General features: G+C 48.7%; 11 protein-coding genes. 10 read left to right on the top strand and 1 reads right to left on the bottom strand.

Features of this window, described 5'->3' with window-relative positions:
• Nucleotides 1-35 precede the first annotated feature (35 nt).
• Entirely contained in the window at nt 36-860 is an 825-nt protein-coding gene (locus ACFPQ4_RS01315; RefSeq protein WP_378109912.1) for a creatininase family protein, read from the bottom strand.
• A 233-nt stretch (nt 861-1093) separates the two neighbouring features.
• Here ACFPQ4_RS01315 and ACFPQ4_RS01310 point away from each other — a divergent pair, with 233 nt between their 5' ends.
• The 10 genes from ACFPQ4_RS01310 to ACFPQ4_RS01265 all read left to right on the top strand — a co-directional run bounded on the left by ACFPQ4_RS01310 (nt 1094) and on the right by ACFPQ4_RS01265 (nt 15840).
• On the top strand, nt 1094-1549 hold the full coding sequence (locus ACFPQ4_RS01310) for a hypothetical protein (RefSeq protein WP_378109911.1): 456 nt from the start codon (nt 1094-1096) through the stop codon (nt 1547-1549).
• The gene (locus ACFPQ4_RS01305; RefSeq protein ID WP_378109910.1) at nt 1534-2463 is read left to right on the top strand and encodes a metallophosphoesterase family protein; all 930 of its coding nucleotides are present in this window, start codon (nt 1534-1536) and stop codon (nt 2461-2463) included. The genes ACFPQ4_RS01310 and ACFPQ4_RS01305 overlap by 16 nt, the downstream gene beginning before the upstream one ends.
• 30 nt (nt 2464-2493) lie before the next feature.
• Entirely contained in the window at nt 2494-3636 is a 1143-nt protein-coding gene (locus tag ACFPQ4_RS01300) for a GNAT family N-acetyltransferase (RefSeq protein WP_378109909.1), read from the top strand.
• Nucleotides 3637-4193: 557 nt separating this feature from the next.
• On the top strand, nt 4194-5501 hold the full coding sequence (locus ACFPQ4_RS01295) for an ABC transporter substrate-binding protein (protein ID WP_378109908.1): 1308 nt from the start codon (nt 4194-4196) through the stop codon (nt 5499-5501).
• 95 nt (nt 5502-5596) lie between these two features.
• The gene (locus tag ACFPQ4_RS01290; protein WP_378109907.1) at nt 5597-8494 is read left to right on the top strand and encodes an extracellular solute-binding protein; all 2898 of its coding nucleotides are present in this window, start codon (nt 5597-5599) and stop codon (nt 8492-8494) included.
• Between the two features lie 45 nt (nt 8495-8539).
• Nucleotides 8540-9412, top strand: coding sequence for a carbohydrate ABC transporter permease (locus tag ACFPQ4_RS01285; RefSeq protein ID WP_378109906.1), 873 nt, complete (start codon nt 8540-8542; stop codon nt 9410-9412).
• A gap of 3 nt (nt 9413-9415) precedes the next feature.
• The gene (locus ACFPQ4_RS01280) at nt 9416-10300 is read left to right on the top strand and encodes a carbohydrate ABC transporter permease (protein ID WP_378109904.1); all 885 of its coding nucleotides are present in this window, start codon (nt 9416-9418) and stop codon (nt 10298-10300) included.
• A gap of 29 nt (nt 10301-10329) precedes the next feature.
• Entirely contained in the window at nt 10330-12381 is a 2052-nt protein-coding gene (locus ACFPQ4_RS01275) for a YIP1 family protein (RefSeq protein ID WP_378109970.1), read from the top strand.
• Between the two features lie 4 nt (nt 12382-12385).
• Nucleotides 12386-14932 (top strand): DUF5696 domain-containing protein, encoded by a 2547-nt coding sequence (locus tag ACFPQ4_RS01270; protein WP_378109903.1) that lies wholly within the window; start codon nt 12386-12388, stop codon nt 14930-14932.
• A gap of 5 nt (nt 14933-14937) precedes the next feature.
• Nucleotides 14938-15840, top strand: a complete 903-nt coding sequence (locus tag ACFPQ4_RS01265; protein ID WP_378109902.1) for a carbohydrate ABC transporter permease — start codon at nt 14938-14940, stop codon at nt 15838-15840.
• Nucleotides 15841-15854: the final 14 nt, after the last annotated feature.

Genomic DNA, 15854 nt, shown 5'->3' with positions numbered 1-15854 from the left:
GATGGACACGCTCCCTTTGACATGATCGGTAGGTATTACTCGGTTCGATGAATCCTCGATACTTGGTCGCATTTGTCGAAGAACTCTTTCTGAAGCTTCAGCGCGGTGTCGTCCTGTTTGAGCCGTTTGACCGCCTTGGCAAAATTGGCCGCGCAGAATTCGATGTACTTCTTGCCGTATTCAGCCGTAGAGAGAGAGGGATTTCCGGCAATTTGGTTCGGGTACTCCGTGTACCAGTGAATGCCGGCCGATAGTTTCTCCTCCGACATCCAGCCCCCCCTGCCCATCGGATCCCATTCGCCCGGATTCAATTTGTCCATCTGCACCAAAGAGGGATCGATGTGCATGATTTGCGACGTTTCCATGTGATCCGCGTGTCCGTAATCTCCGGGCGTATCGAAGCTGCTTTCGAGGTGTTGAAACTGATCTTGCGTCAGTTCCCACAAGTCGTAGGTAAAGACGATATAATCCCTTTTTTCGTCCAGCATCGTCTGCGCGAAGTATCTTAGCCAGTAGTTATTGCCGCCGTGCGCGTTCGCGAGGACGATTTTGTCGAACCCGTTACGCCGGATTTCTTTCACGACTTCACCCAACAGCATCATCTGCATCTTGCTGCTGATCGCCACCGTGCCCGCCCAATGCCGGACTTCCGATACTTGACCGAATAAATAGTAGGGGAAAATGACGAAAGGCTCAAGTTCCGCCGCTTGTTCCGTAACCTCTCTAGCAATCATCATATCCGTGCCGAGCGGTAAATGGTCCCCGTGCTTTTCAAGGCAACCGATCGGGAGCACGCAAACGCGGTTAGTAGATAAGACGGCTTCCTCGAATTGTTTGGTCGATAAATTTTCCCATAGCATCGTTATTATCCTTTCCGGGTTATGATTTTCCGCTTCGTACTAATGATCAAAGTTCATCTTCATCATACCTAACTAAGGCAAACATATAAATACAAAAGCGGATAAATCCTTCTAAAAACTTATAAATGGTGGATATTATAGCGTGGTTATATGTTACGATAATCGCGAAATAAATACTATCGGCCTTGCAGAACTTTATAGATTTGATTAAATAGCGAGAAGGGGCTATCGGCATGAATATGATCGATTGGTCTGAAACTTTGGGGTATGAGCTTATTCAATTAGAGGAGCAGGGAGTGGATCTTAGCTCGATTCCCAGCCATTTGCGCGACATAACCGGATCCCCGGAAGAACTGGCCGCAAAGTGCCGCGAGCTTTATCAAGGTCAAGCGCAATTCCAGATCAGGGATGGATACCCGTATATTGAGCCTTCTGACTTGACGGCAATAGAGAGGGAATCTCGGTTCCGAGCTCCCGGAGAATTCGTTGCCGATAGCGGCATTCTCTTAGATCGGATTCAAGGCGCATGGCTGAACGGGGCGGGGGCATTGCCGGACAAGTGGATTCGTCCGCTCCATGACCGGATTGAAAGTTACATTGCTGGAGAAGGCACGCAGTCGATCGAAAAGTTGGCGCACCGGTCCATCGCTGTGGTGAACGGGGGGAGAGTAAGATGGCTGCTTCTTTAACTTTTAATTCGAACGGACAGTTTAAAATCGTTCAGTTTACGGATCTTCATTGGGCAGACGGGGGTGACAATAACCGGAAAACCCTCGAGCTGATGGAGCGCGTAATAGCCGAAGAGCAACCGGATTTAGTTGTCGTAACCGGAGATGTGATCGAGGATGGATGCTGCACGGATCCCAGCCAGTCGATTCGGGAAGCGGTGGGGCCGATGGAAAAAAGCGGGACGCCTTGGGCCCTCGTGTTCGGAAACCATGATTCGGAGGCGCGAATATCCCGCGAGCACTTGTTGGCTTCATTGGCAGGCGTTCAACATAGCCTGACGGAAAGGGGGCCGTACTCCATAACGGGAATAGGCAACTACATCATTCGGTTGAACGGACGGGATGGAAACCTAGTTAACGCGCTATTTTTTATGGATTCCGGTGACTACGCGGAAGCGAGGATCGGCGGTTATGCCGGCTTTCAAAGGGATCAAATCAATTGGTTTGCACGGGAGTCTGAGTCGTTGGCGGGGGAAAACGGCGGCGTTCCGGTTCCGGCAATGGCCTTTTTTCATATTCCGCTTCCGGAGTACAATGACGCGTGGGATTTTCATCTCTGTTACGGCCACAAGCGGGAACAGGTCTGTTGTCCTCTGATCAATACGGGAATGTTCGCCACCATGGTACAAGCGGGCAATGTTTACGCAACCTTCGCGGGTCACGATCACGACAGCGATTTCTATGGCGAAATGTTTGGGATTTCGCTTGGCTATGGAAGAAAGACCGGTTACAACAATTATATGAGAGAGGACTTAGCGAAAGGTGCGAGAGTAATCGTGTTGGAGGAAGGAGTACGCGGTTTCCGGACATGGTTGCGGCTCGACAACGGCGAAACAATGGAGCAATCCGCTCATCTGCCGGAAGGAAGAAAATAGAGCGTTTTTAACGATGAGGAGAGTAAACCGATGGCTGATGTACGTATGTTGACAAAAAGCGAAATGAAGGAAGCCATCAGTCTTGCGGACGCTACGTTTCGGGATGCGGAACAGCCTTCGATGGCGGGGGCATTCCCGTTTATATTCTCGGATTGTTCCATGCAAGTTTCGTTTGCGGCTTTTGAGAACGGTCAACTGGTTTCTTTCATGGGGCTTGTTCCTTGGATCGTGCGGATTGGGGATGCTCGTTTGCGGGTGTTCTCGCTGGGCTCGGTATGCACGCATCCCGATGCTAGAGGCCGGGGGACGGCAACCGAAGTGCTAAGAGCGGTATACGATTATATTCGGCGGGCGGGAGCTTCGCTGCTATTGGTGTCAGGCTATCGCAAGCTATACACCCGAAGCGGGTGCGCGCCTTTTGGGCGTGTCCGGAGATATGCTTGGGATGAAGAGGCGGCCAACCGGGTATTAAGCGTGGAAGGAGGGCCAAGCTCACGGATGAGGGAGATGGAGCATGCCGATCTGTTTGCGCTTTACGAGATCGCATCGGCACGCTGCGTCCGCTATGATCTGGGAGTCAACGAGTTGGCCACCCTTCTGAAAGCCGAAGCGCTCGCCAGTTGCATGAAGGTGAAGCATCGGATTATGGTTTTCGAAGAAGAGGGCATCGTGAAGGCGTTCGCGGTGTTCGGAGTGGCCGCCGATTTCAGCCGCAGAGGCGTCGTGTTGGAGTACGGTGGCGATCCGGATAAGGTTATGCGACTGGTCGGACAAGCAATTAGAAGCTTTCCCGTGGCCGGGGTGGATTTTCCCGTTCCGTGGTATGAGACGGAGCTGCAAGATCAGTTGGCGCTTGCGGGATTACCCTACTCGGAAGAAGACCATTTGGGTACGATCAACATCGTAGACGGAAACGCGCTCATGGAACAGCTTCGTCCTTGGTTGGAATCCCGGGATTCCGAGGCTTCGTCCGCGCTCAACATCGTTCGGCTGGAAGATGGTGCATGGCAACTACAAGCAGGCGATCAACGCATCCGTCTAACGGCGGATGAACTGATTAAGTTCGTCTTCGATTGCTCCAGCGCCGAAGTTAAAGAGCCGGAAGTGCCGATCCGACTGAAGACGTTGTTCCCGGTTCCTTTCCCTTACACGGCAGGTCTGGCCTACGTTTGACCCCAGAACATTTATTTTACCAATCAGGCTAGATAGGGATACGGCTTTAGGGGGAGCGCCCAACCATTGGTTGAGGCGCTTCTTTTCGTTTGCGCTGTGCAACAGCGGGAAAAGAAATATTTATTCTATTTTCAAGTTTTGAAAATAGTATCCATTATATAAGGGGGGTCTGTAATATTTAAAAACAATAGCAGAGCTGGAAAAATGGTTTTTAGGAGCCATTTATTGAGATTCCTACTTTAATTACAATAAATATATCCTCTTTATATTAATTTAAAAAAGAATTATTTATCCAAAAGCATTGACTAAAATGGCATGCCTATAATATATTATGAACATTAATACTATCTAATCGGATGGTATGAAAACGAATTAATAATAACGATCGCAAGGCTGCTCTTCAGGAACGTTAAAGGAGGTGCTGTAGTTCGTAGGGTTTGCGGCTACATATAAGTAAGGGCTTCCGCCAAAAATTTAGAGAAGAAATCGTTTGAATATCCTTTAAGCTCGATTTACTTTTATCGCAAGGCACTTACAAATCGGGGGGGTTAACTTTAATGAGAATAATGAAAGCACTTACATTGTTTGCGTTGGTTATGGCGCTCATGTTTTCGGTTGTAGTCACCAGCGGTAGCGCGGCCGAGAAGAAAATCGACATGAAAGGTAAAACGTTTACGATCTTGACTTGGGTGAAAGAAGACGTTCCTTCTAACAAAACGAAGGAAGGCGCGCTTCGACTCGCACGCCAAAAAGAAGTCGAGAAGAAGTATAACGTAAAGGTCAAGTGGCAAGTCGTTCCTTGGGGCAAGAGCATCGAGATGCTAACGAATGCCGGCCTTGCCGGTGAACCGGTAGCCGACATCATGTTATTAGACTTGTACTTCTCGCCTGCGGCCATTAAGCAAGGATTGCTTCGCCCAGTCGACGACTTGTTCGATTTCAAGGATAAGAAATGGCCGAAAGACATGACGACCTACGGGAAAATCTACGGCAAAACATACGGCTTTAAGGACTATATCAACGTAGGCGCGGGAATGTATTATAACAAGACCATGTTTAAGAAACTCGGTTTGCCGGATCCGAACCAATTGTATCAGTCAGGCAAATGGGACTGGAAAGCGTTTAAGGATATCGCCATAAAAGCGACGAAAGATACGAACGGCGACGGACAAATCGATCAATGGGGCATAACCAATGATGCAGGTATCCTGGCCCGTCTTCTCGTTTCCTCCAACGGCGGTAATATTCTTACACAGAAGAACGGCAAATATGTGTATACCGGCGACGACAAAAAAGCGATGGAAGCACTTAACTACTTGAACGATCTGTTCAACAAGAGCAAAGTTGCGGCACCGAATAAAGGTACCGATGATTGGACCGGATCGCAAAAACTCTTCAGCGCGGGTAAAGCAGCTATGATAGCTGGCGATCTCTGGGAAGCGAAAGAGCGCAAGGAAATGACGGACGATCAAGGCTTCGTGCCGTTCCCTAAAGGTCCGAGCTCTACATCTGCTACCTACTTCAACGCAGTTGAGAATTTTACGATGTACTATATGCCTACAAACGTCAAGACTCCGAAAGAATCCGCGAAGATCTGGGAAGAACTCATTCTTTGGGATCGCGTAGACAAAAACAAAAAAGCATTGTTCGAAGATCAAGGCGTAGCGTCCCCGCAAGATGTACAAAACATGATCAAAGCAACCGAATTGGGGAGACCGCTCTTCGTTCCGGGTATGGCCGGCGCAGCTTGGTACGGCGCGGTGCAAAAAGAGATCGCCATGAAGGGAACTGCACCGGAAACGGCGCTAGCGAAAGTTAAGCAAACGGCGATAGCCGATATCGAAACGACTTTGAACAAAAAGTAAATCAAGCCTGACAGTTTCACACGAGGCCCCGCCCAATGAATATCGGGGCCTCGTTTTTTATGAAATTATAAGAAGCAGGGATTGGGGAGGTTTGCGTGCGAAATAAACGATATAAAGGATTGCTTGCCATTGTCATCTTGGCCTTGTTGGTTTTCTCGTTTAAAGCGGCATTTTCCCCGGGAAATCATGCATCGGGCAATACGGACCAAACGGAGCAAAGCCAGGAATCGGCCGACAATACGGACAATCTTGCGGAGACAACAGCTGAAGCAGCAGACTTAATGCCTCGATATGAACAGTATATTGCCCGATATTCGAACGCGCCCCGTCCAATCGAAAATGTGGTCATCGATGCGAAATCGTTCTCCGGCACGGACGACATGAACGCGACCGTATTGGATAACTTCAAAGGCGCATCCGGCCCGGTGATACAAACCGAAGAATCGGGATCGATCCACTGGGACGTTGACGTGCAAGAAGAGGGATTGTACCAAATCGGAATCCGGTATTTCCCTATTGCAGGCAACAGTTCCCCGATAGAAAGAGAATTGCAGATCGATGGGGTCGCCCCTTTCGATGAAGCGAAGAGACTTTCTTTCTCGCGGGTATGGGGCAATGAACTGTCCAGCGTTAAACAAGATGGCAACGGAAACGACCTGCGACCCAGACAAATCGAAAAACCGGTGTGGCAGCAAGATGTGATCAAAGACCCGGAAGGTTATCACAACGAGCCGCTCTCTTTCTATATGACTAAAGGTCAACATCGAATTTCTCTCTTGTCCCTCCGGGAACCGATGGTAATCGATACGATACAGTTATTTCAAGCTGAGCAAATTCCCTCCTACGCGGATTTGAAGATACAAAACGATAAGCTCGGATTAAAAGATACGAAAGAACTCTTCATTAAAGTTCAGGGCGAGAATGCTTCCGCCAAATCTAATCCTTCCTTGTATCCGTTAAATGACCGATCTAGTCCAGCTACGGAACCTTATCATGTATCTAAGATCAGAATGAACACGATCGGGGGCGCCAATTGGAAAATTCCCGGCCAATGGATATCCTGGGATATCGATGTCCCGGAAGACGGTTTGTATCAATTGGGCCTTCGGTATAAGCAAAGCTTGGCCAGAGGCGTTAATGTTACGAGAAAGCTTTACATCGACGATAAAATCCCCTTTAAAGAGGCGGAGACGGTACCTTTTGAATTCGGAGGGAAATGGCAAGTCAAGTTGATCGGCGGTGATGAGCCCTATTCCTACTATTTAACCAAAGGCAAACACACGATCAAACTGGAGGTTTCGATGGGCGAGCTGGCGGATGCCATCCGCAAAGTCCGCGCGAGTATCCAGCAGCTGAATGCCTTGTATTTGAAAGTCATTATGATTACGAGCGCAACTCCCGATCAGTTCCGCGATTATCAGCTAGAACAGCAAATCCCTGAGCTTGTGAGCGTGCTGCACACGCAAGGCAAAATGCTGAGTCATGCTGCCGATGAAATGGACCGCATGATTAATGGCAAAAGCGAGAATGCCACGGTCCTCCGCACAACCGCGTATCAACTGAACGACATCAGCAGCAACCCGGAAACGTTAACCGACCGGTTAAAGCAGTTCAAAGATAACGTTAGCGCTCTAGGTACCTGGATGTTGCTTGTCAATCAGCAGCCCCTCGAAGTCGATTATTTGTTTTTGAAGTCGTCTGATGTAAAAACGCCTAAAGCCGGTGCCGGATTCCTCGATAACCTCGGGCATGAAATGGGTTCTTTCTGGAATTCCTTCTCGGAAAATTATAATAGCGTAGGTACGGGAGGCAACGGACAAGAACCGGTAACCGTCTGGATGTCGGGCGGTAGGGATCAGGCGCAGCTTCTGCGGTCGTTGATCGATTCCTCTTTTACGCCGAAGACCGGCATCCCGATCGATTTGAAGCTTGTGGACGGGAAAGCGGTTTTACCGGCCGTTCTGGCTGGTAAGGGACCGGATGTAGCCATCGAGACGTTGGATGTCATTAACTTCGCCATGCGGAATGCGCTTGAGGATCTTTCGCAAATGCCGAATTTCGATCAGGTGAAAAACCGTTTCATGGATAGCGCGTTCTCAGAATTCAAGTTCAAGAACGGTATCTATGCGATTCCGGAAAAACAAACGTTCGATATGATGTTTTACCGTAAGGATGTATTTAAACTATTGAATCTTAAAGTTCCGGAAACGTGGGAAGATGTCTATCACCTCATCCCCGAATTGCAGAAGCACAATATGGAATTCGGAATGCCCACCTATCCCGCATTTGAAATGATGTTATATCAAAGCGGAGGCCAGTACTACAAAGGGGACGGCATAGCAACCGATTTGGATTCGAAGTCCGGCATCGAGACTTTCCGGAAGTGGACTGAGCTATACACGAGCTATAAGCTTCCTATCGAATTCAACTTTATCAACCGATTCCGAACCGGAGAGATGCCTATCGGGATCAATTCGTATCCGAGTTTCAACTTCCTGACAATCTTTGCTCCGGAAATCAGGGGCCAATGGGCATTTGTGCCCGTACCCGGAACGCTTGGTGAGGATGGCATCATCCATCGGGAAGAATTGTCTACGGCGACGGGGACGGTCATGTTGAAAGACGCCAAAAACAAGGAAGCCGCATGGAAGTTTATCGATTGGTGGACCGATACGGAGGCTCAAGTATCGTTCGGCCGGGAAATCGAAGCGATTCTCGGCGAGTCTGGCCGATATGAAGCGGCGAATCTTGAAGCGTTAAAACAGCTGCCCTGGTCGTCCAATGATTATAACCAACTCGTAGAGCAATTGAAGTGGGTAAAAGGATATCCGGCAGTACCCGGCGGGTATTCTCTGACCAGACATCTGCAGAACGCATTTTACGAAGTGCTCTATCAAGGTTCCGATCCTCGCGAAACGCTTGAAAACTATGTTCGCACGATTAATGAAGAGATTACGATTAAACGCAAAGAATTCCATCTGCCGACTCAATAGAAGGGAGGGTTTCCTATCCTGTCGCTTAAGCTAAAGCTTAAGGAAATGAAGGAGAAAAAGGCGCTATATTTACTCATCGCACCTTATTTTCTTATTTTTTTCCTATTTACGATCGTTCCCGTTATTTTATCGGTTGTGGTCAGCTTCACGAACTTCAATATGCTTGAGTTCCCTTCATGGCTTGGCTGGCAAAACTATGCCCGGCTGTTCGTACGGGATGATGTATTCCTGATCGCGCTGAAGAATACGCTCATTTTCGCGGCGATCACCGGACCGGCCAGCTATATCATTTGTTTTGTGCTCGCTTGGGTCATCAACGATTTGGGACCCAAAATGAGATCGGTCGCCACCTTGGTCTTCTATGCTCCTGCCTTATCGGGCAATGCGTACATCGTATGGACCTTGATGTTCGGAGGAGACTCCTACGGATATATCAATGCTTTCCTGATAAAATGGAGAATTATTTTAGAACCGATCATCTGGCTGAAAGATCCTCGATATATTATGCTGATTATCATCATTGTCCAGCTCTGGCTGAGTCTGGGAACCAGCTTCCTCGCCTTTATTGCGGGACTGCAAAGCTTGGACAAGACGCTGTATGAAGCGGGAGCGATCGACGGCATCCGAAATCGCTGGCAGGAATTGTGGTTCATTACCTTGCCAGGGATGAGGCCGATGCTATTGTTCGGCGCCGTCATGCAAATAAGCGCATCGTTCGCGGTATCAGAGGTGGCGGTAACGATGGCCGGTTTCCCGAGTGTTAACTATGCCGGCCACACCATCGTCACCCATTTGATGGACTATGGCACGATCCGCTATGAGATGGGTTATGCTTCGGCAATTGCCACTATTCTCTTCGCAATCATGCTTGGCACGAACCTAGTGGTAAATAAAATGCTGCAGAAAGTCGGTGAATAACCGATGAAGCTTGCGTTACAATCGCTCCGTTGGGGGAAAAGAAAAGTCAACCGGTCTTGGTACGGAAATATATTGAACGTACTGCTCTTGGCTGCACTCGGTTATTTTATGGCGCTTCCGCTCGTATTCGTCGTCAGCAGCGCATTCAAGCCGCTTGACGAAATTCTGACGTATCCACCTAAATTTTTCGTGCAGCGGCCGACTCTGAGCAACTTTTCCGATTTGTACAATCTGCTGTCGGGTTCATGGGTCCCGTTCTCCCGATATGTATTTAACACCTTCTTTATTGCTATCGTAGGTACGGGAGCCCATGTGATCATTGCCTCCATGGCTGCGTATCCCGTAGCCAAACGGAAGTTTCCGGGCAGGACTTTCCTGTTTACCGTCGTTGTGCTATCGCTCATGTTCTCCGCTACGGTTACTCAGGTCACCAATTACATGACAATGTCATGGCTTGGCATGATCGATACGTATTGGGCGATCATCATTCCGGCAATCGGCTCGTCCCTCGGATTTTATCTCATGAAACAATTCATGGAGAACATTCCGGACGCTTTGCTTGAGGCGGCACAAATCGATGGCTGCAGCGAGTTTCGCATCTTCTGGAATATCGTGATGCCCGTCGTCAAGCCTGCGTGGTTAACGCTCATTATTTTTTCCTTCCAATCCCTTTGGGGTGCAGGAAGCACCGTCGGCTCCATGTATATTTACAGCGAACAATTGAAGACGGTCGACTTCGCTTTGCATCAAATTCTAGCGGGCGGCATTATCCGCATCGGCCCGTCTATGGCGGCGACGTTGATGTTGATCTCCGTTCCGATTCTCATCTTTGTTTTCGCGCAAAGCAATATCATTCAAACGATGTCCTCCTCAGGTATGAAAGACTGATAGGAAAGGGGAAGCTTGCCTTGGGTAAAATGAAAAAAATAATGATGCTTTTCCTCTTCCTGGTCTTCTCGGTCGGTCCTGTAGGTACGACATTGGCTGCTCCGTACGAAGGATACAACTATTCCTTCTGGGGAGATACGATGGCGGCGCCGCTGCCGTTTCTGCCGGATCGTCTAGTGGATGGAAATCAATTAAACATCGGCCCCTTCAAGGATCCCGAAGATTTTACGGTCACGAAAGATAACGAGATTTATGTCGTAGATACGGGAAACAATCGGATTGTTGCCATGGACTCCGACTGGAATGTGATTCGGGAGATCGAAACGTTCCAGAACGGAGACAAGGAGGAAGTGTTCAACCAGCCTAGCGGTATTTTCATTAACAATAATCAGGAAATGTATATCGCCGACACCGGAAGCAAGCGGATTATCGTGTTGACGCTTGATGGACAGTTTGTTCAGGAAGTAGACGCTCCGAAATCGGATGTGCTGCGCGAGGGATTCGTCTACATGCCCGTTAAAGTGGTCGTCGATTCGGCCAATCGGGTTTACGTCATCAGCAGAGGCGGATACGACGGAATCGTACAGTTCAGTTCGAGCGGTAATTTCACCGGTTTCATCGGATTAAGCGAAGTAAAGTTCGACCCGATGGATTTGTTCTGGAAACGAATTTCGACTAAAGAACAGCGGAGTAAAATGGAACTGTTCATTCCTTCCGAGTTCAGCAATGTCGATATCGACCAAGACGGGTTTATCTACGCAACTTCCGCCGAAGAGTTCGGTACGCCGATGCGACGTCTCAATCCTTCCGGGGTCGATGTGCTTCGACGTTCCGGATATATCCCGATTGCGGGTGATGCTCACGTCGGATTTAACGGTTCGCGAATGGGGCCTTCTAAGTTCATCAGCGCTGCCGTGGAACCGAACGGGATCTACAGTGCACTCGATAGTACTCGCGGCCGTATATTTACCTATGATCGGGACGGAAAGCTGCTGTATCAGTTCGGATCTCTCGGAGAACAATTCGGAAATTTCAGTAATCCGGTTGAGATCGACACGATGGGCGACCAACTGATCGTTCTGGACAAAGGCTTCGCCCAATTAACCGTCTTTAAGCCGACCCGTTACGGCAAGGTCATCAAAGAAGCGGCCATCTATACCGACTTAGGGGAAGAGATAAAGGCGACCGCGGCATGGGAAGAGGTCAGGAAATTAAATAACAATTTGGAATTCGCCTACCTTGGAATTGGGAAAACGGAATTACGCGAAGGCAAAAACCTGGAAGCTATGGGGAATTTTAAGCTCGGGACATCACGAGATTATTATTCGCGAGCCTTCGAACGATACCGTAAAGATTACATGTGGAATCATTTTGGAACAATAGCGGCCATTATTCTCGGGAGTATTGCAGCGATTATCGTAGCGTTTCGTCTCCGCAAGCCGACAACCGGAGAGCCAGGGGTGGTTGGAACCGCATGGCTGGCCGTTTTTCATCCGTTTCGGGGCTTTTGGGATGCCAAATACGAGAAGAAGGGAAGGGTATGGCTTGCGCTCGTTCTTCTCTTGATTCTCGCCATCCTCATGATCCTGAAGCAGCAATATTCCGGCTTTATTTTTAATTTGGACGTGATGGTCTATGACGCCAAAACGATGGATGCGGTCAAGTTTGTCATTATGCCGTTTTTCCTGTGGTGTATCGCCAACTGGTCGCTGACGACTTTGATGAACGGGGAAGGGAAATTCAAAGAAATCGTTACGGTAACCGGATATGCGCTGATTCCTTTGGTACTCGTCCAAATTCCGCTCATTTTAATGTCTAACGTCCTTACGGTGAAAGAAGCGTCTTTCTATACGTTGATGCAGAATTTCGCTTCAATCTGGTTTCTGTGGCTGATCTTTGTCGGCATGCAAACAGTTCATCAGTATACGATCAAGAAAACAATCGTGACAATGGGGCTTACGATGGTCGTCATCGGCATCTTCCTCTTCATTGGGCTCTTGTTTACCGCACTGTTACAAGAAATGCTTTCATTCGGATCGACTGTATACAAAGAGATCATGTTTAGGATTGGAGAGGGATGATTCTATGAAAATACGCACCAAAATAGTATCATTCCTGATCATTGTCGTTATCGTTGCCGGATATATCTACTTGGGCAACAGAGGATTGAAGGCGGAGGGGGTTCCGGCGTACTCGGCAACGAACATCAGCCTGTCCGGTACGCAAGTGAAAACCGCCGATTTCACCATCGAAACCCACCCGGATCTACCGGATATGGAAGCCATGATGGAGAACGATTCGCTTGTGTTCCTCATGAATAAGCAAACAGCCGAATTCGGCATCTTCGATAAGAGAACCGAGAAGGTGTGGAGCTCGAATCCGTTGGATCGCGACTACGATTCGGTCGCGTCCGGAGCGAATCTGGGGAAACTTGCTTCGCAGATGTCGCTCGTGTATTTGACGAGTAACGGCCACACGAAAGAGTTCGATAGTTATAACGACAGCGTTCAATACGAACAAGTAGAAGTGAAGCAGGAAGCCGATCGCGTGACGGCTACTTATCTTTTCGGGAGTCCGATCAAAGGTCTTGACGAGGTGGTTCCAACCAAAATCAGCAAGGCAAGATTAGAAGAGATGGTAATGGCCAAGCTGGACCAAGACGGAAAAGACGAAGTCGATTCCCGGTTTAGTCTCGATGAAACCACGAATGTCTATGAGCGGCGGGAGATTCCTAAAGCGGCTGTCCAAACGCTTATCGATCTGTTTAAACAAGCGGGCTACACGGAAGCGGACTTGACTCTCGACAACCAAGAGAACAAGGTCGATGGCGGAGGATCGGGAGACGCGAAATTTACCGTGGCGCTACAGTACGCGCTTGACGGAGACCAACTCATCGCATCGGTCGATACTTCGACGATTCAGGAGACTCCGCCTTATCGGATCCAGTCGATCGCGCTTCTGGAAAATTTCGGCGCAGGAAACGAGAGCGACGAAGGTTACATGCTCGTGCCCGACGGTTCCGGATCGCTGATCAATCTAAACAACGGACGCAATACGATTAACGCTCAACCGATCATCGTTTCCTTATATGGCGAGGATGGAGCCTTGGATAAGCGGTTGAAATATTCCGATTACTATCCGGCGCGGCTGCCGGTATTCGGAATAATGAAAAATGAAGAGGCCTTGTTCGGCATCATCGAAGAAGGGGACGCGCTTGCGACGATAACGGCGGACGTGAGTGGAAGAGTAAATGCCTATAATACGATCAGCAGCAGGTTCACGATTCTGCCAAGCGATAACGTCAGATTGGCCAATGACGAGACGACGATCAAGATGCCAGATAATAGCTATCGGGGTAAATTGCAAGTCAGGTATTCCTTCTTGTACGGAGATCAGGCTAACTACTCGGGTATGGCTACCGCGTACCGCAATTATTTGACCCATAGATACGGATTAAAGAAGATTTCGGCCGAAGGCGACGAACCCTTCTATCTGGAGCTTACCGGAGGGATTCCGAAAAGCAAAAACTTCCTTGGGTTCGACTATCATTCCTTGGTGCCGTTAAGTCCGTTCGATAAAGCCCGGGAGCTGATTAGTCAGCTCAACGACAAACAAATCCGTAATATTCAGTTGATATACAAGGGCTGGTTCAATGATGGGCTGAATCATAGCTTGCCTACGCGAGTGAAGCTGGATTCGGCGCTTGGAAGCAAAAAAGAATGGCAACAGCTGGCTGAACAATTAAAGGGAACGAATGGCCAGTTGTATCCCGATGTCGCTTTTCTTCACGCTTACGGCGGCAATATCAATCCTTCTAAAGATGCGGTTCAGCTTCTTTCGCGGAAAATCCGGGACGTTTATCAATTCGATGCTCCGACTTATTGGAAGGATTACAGCAAATTCTCGCATTACATTTTATCTCCGAGCGTTCTCGGGACCGTGGTGTCAGACTTCTTAGATGGCTATAAGAAGTACAATCCGGGAGCGATCTCGCTGCGCGATCTGGGAGACGAAGTCGATTCCGATTTCCGTCACAACAGGGAAGTTACTAGGGAGGATGCCAAACATATCATTACGGAGCAATTGAAAGAGCTCAAAGCTCAATCTCCCAGCGTAATGGTAAACGGCGGTAACGAATATGTTCTCCCCTACGCCAATCACGTCTTGAATGTGCCGTTGAACAGCAATCAGTTTATTTTGTCCAACGAATCTGTTCCATTCTATCAGATGGTTCTTCACGGTTACGTGGAGTATGCAGGCAAGGCCTTTAACCTTCAGGACGATCAGGATGTACGCAAGAATGTGCTGAAGTCGCTCGAGACGGGCTCCAACGTGTACTACAGCTTAGTTCTCTCCAATGAGGATATGATCAAAAATAGTTACGGATACGATGCAATGTTCTCCAATGGATACGAAGCTTGGCTGCAAGAGGCCATTGCGGCGTATGGAGAGGTCAACCAAGTGTTGAAGCAGGTGAGGGGGCAGACGATCGTGTCTCACCTGAAAGTTGCGGAAGGCGTCTACAAGACGACTTTCGAAAACGGGAAATCGATAATCGTCAACTATGGAAGCCAAATGGCCGACGTAGACGGTACGACGGTTGAAGCCGAGAATTATAAGGTCGTGGGGTGAAGTCGATGAAAAAAAAGCGGACGCTCAGCTTGGAACGGAAAAAAGAACTATTCGGATTTTTGTTCGTCTCCCCATGGCTGTTTGGTTTTCTGCTATTGATGGTTCTTCCGCTTTACCAATCGATAAGTTTTAGTTACAGTAAAATCACCATTGAAGCTTCGGGTTTCGTCAGCCAAAATGTCGGACTTGATAATTACAAAACGGCGCTTCAGTCCGATCCTTGGTTCAACCGTATTCTAACCGAAGCGATTTCCAAAATGGTTCTGAACGTGCCGCTCATCATTTTCTTCAGTTTGTTTGCCGCGACTTTGCTTTCGCAGAAATTCAGAGGCAGGGCGTTCGCCAGGGCGGTCTTCTTCCTGCCGGTCGTCCTTGCGTCGGGAGTCATTGCCGGTTTGGACTCTGGTAACTTGCTGGGACAATTCATGGGCGGCGCAAGCAGCAATTTGGAAGGGAATTTCTCCGGGTTCAAGAGCGTGGATCTGAGACCGTTGTTATTAGAATCGGGACTGGATCGAGGAATTGTAGGCTATTTAACCGGTGCGGTCGACCGAATCTATCAAATTATCAGTTCTTCGGGCGTGCAAATCATGATCTTCCTGGCCGGCCTCCAATCGATTCCGCCTTCCCTCTATGAAGCGGCCAAGATGGAGGGGGCGACGGGGTACGAATCGTTCTGGAAAATAACCCTTCCGATGATGACTCCGCTTATATTAACGAATACGGTATATTCGATTATCGATTCCTTCTACAACAACGGCGTGACGAGTTATATGCAGAACATTACGTTCCAGCAATTGAATTTCGGTTTGAGCGCTGCTATGGCTTGGATCTATTTTATCGTGATTACCGTGATTCTGGCGATTTCGACTTACGCGCTATCCAAACGGGTGTTCTACCAAAACTGACGGAAGGGAGGAAA

The organism is Cohnella yongneupensis (assembly GCF_042655785.1).
Lineage (GTDB): Bacteria > Bacillota > Bacilli > Paenibacillales > Paenibacillaceae > Cohnella > Cohnella yongneupensis.
The sequence above is the reverse complement of the archived record's forward strand: the minus strand, read 5'-3'. Positions and strand labels throughout refer to the sequence as shown.

Excerpts from the sequence above, each read along its gene's own strand:
- ACFPQ4_RS01315 (WP_378109912.1), bottom strand. The coding sequence starts at position 860 with ATGCTATGGGAAAATTTATCGACCAAACAATTCGAGGAAGCCGTCTTA.
- ACFPQ4_RS01310 (WP_378109911.1), top strand. The coding sequence starts at position 1,094 with ATGAATATGATCGATTGGTCTGAAACTTTGGGGTATGAGCTTATTCAA.
- ACFPQ4_RS01305 (WP_378109910.1), top strand. The coding sequence starts at position 1,534 with ATGGCTGCTTCTTTAACTTTTAATTCGAACGGACAGTTTAAAATCGTT.
- ACFPQ4_RS01300 (WP_378109909.1), top strand. The coding sequence starts at position 2,494 with ATGGCTGATGTACGTATGTTGACAAAAAGCGAAATGAAGGAAGCCATC.
- ACFPQ4_RS01295 (WP_378109908.1), top strand. The coding sequence starts at position 4,194 with ATGAGAATAATGAAAGCACTTACATTGTTTGCGTTGGTTATGGCGCTC.
- ACFPQ4_RS01285 (WP_378109906.1), top strand. The coding sequence starts at position 8,540 with ATGAAGGAGAAAAAGGCGCTATATTTACTCATCGCACCTTATTTTCTT.
- ACFPQ4_RS01280 (WP_378109904.1), top strand. The coding sequence starts at position 9,416 with ATGAAGCTTGCGTTACAATCGCTCCGTTGGGGGAAAAGAAAAGTCAAC.
- ACFPQ4_RS01275 (WP_378109970.1), top strand. The coding sequence starts at position 10,330 with ATGAAAAAAATAATGATGCTTTTCCTCTTCCTGGTCTTCTCGGTCGGT.
- ACFPQ4_RS01270 (WP_378109903.1), top strand. The coding sequence starts at position 12,386 with ATGAAAATACGCACCAAAATAGTATCATTCCTGATCATTGTCGTTATC.
- ACFPQ4_RS01265 (WP_378109902.1), top strand. The coding sequence starts at position 14,938 with ATGAAAAAAAAGCGGACGCTCAGCTTGGAACGGAAAAAAGAACTATTC.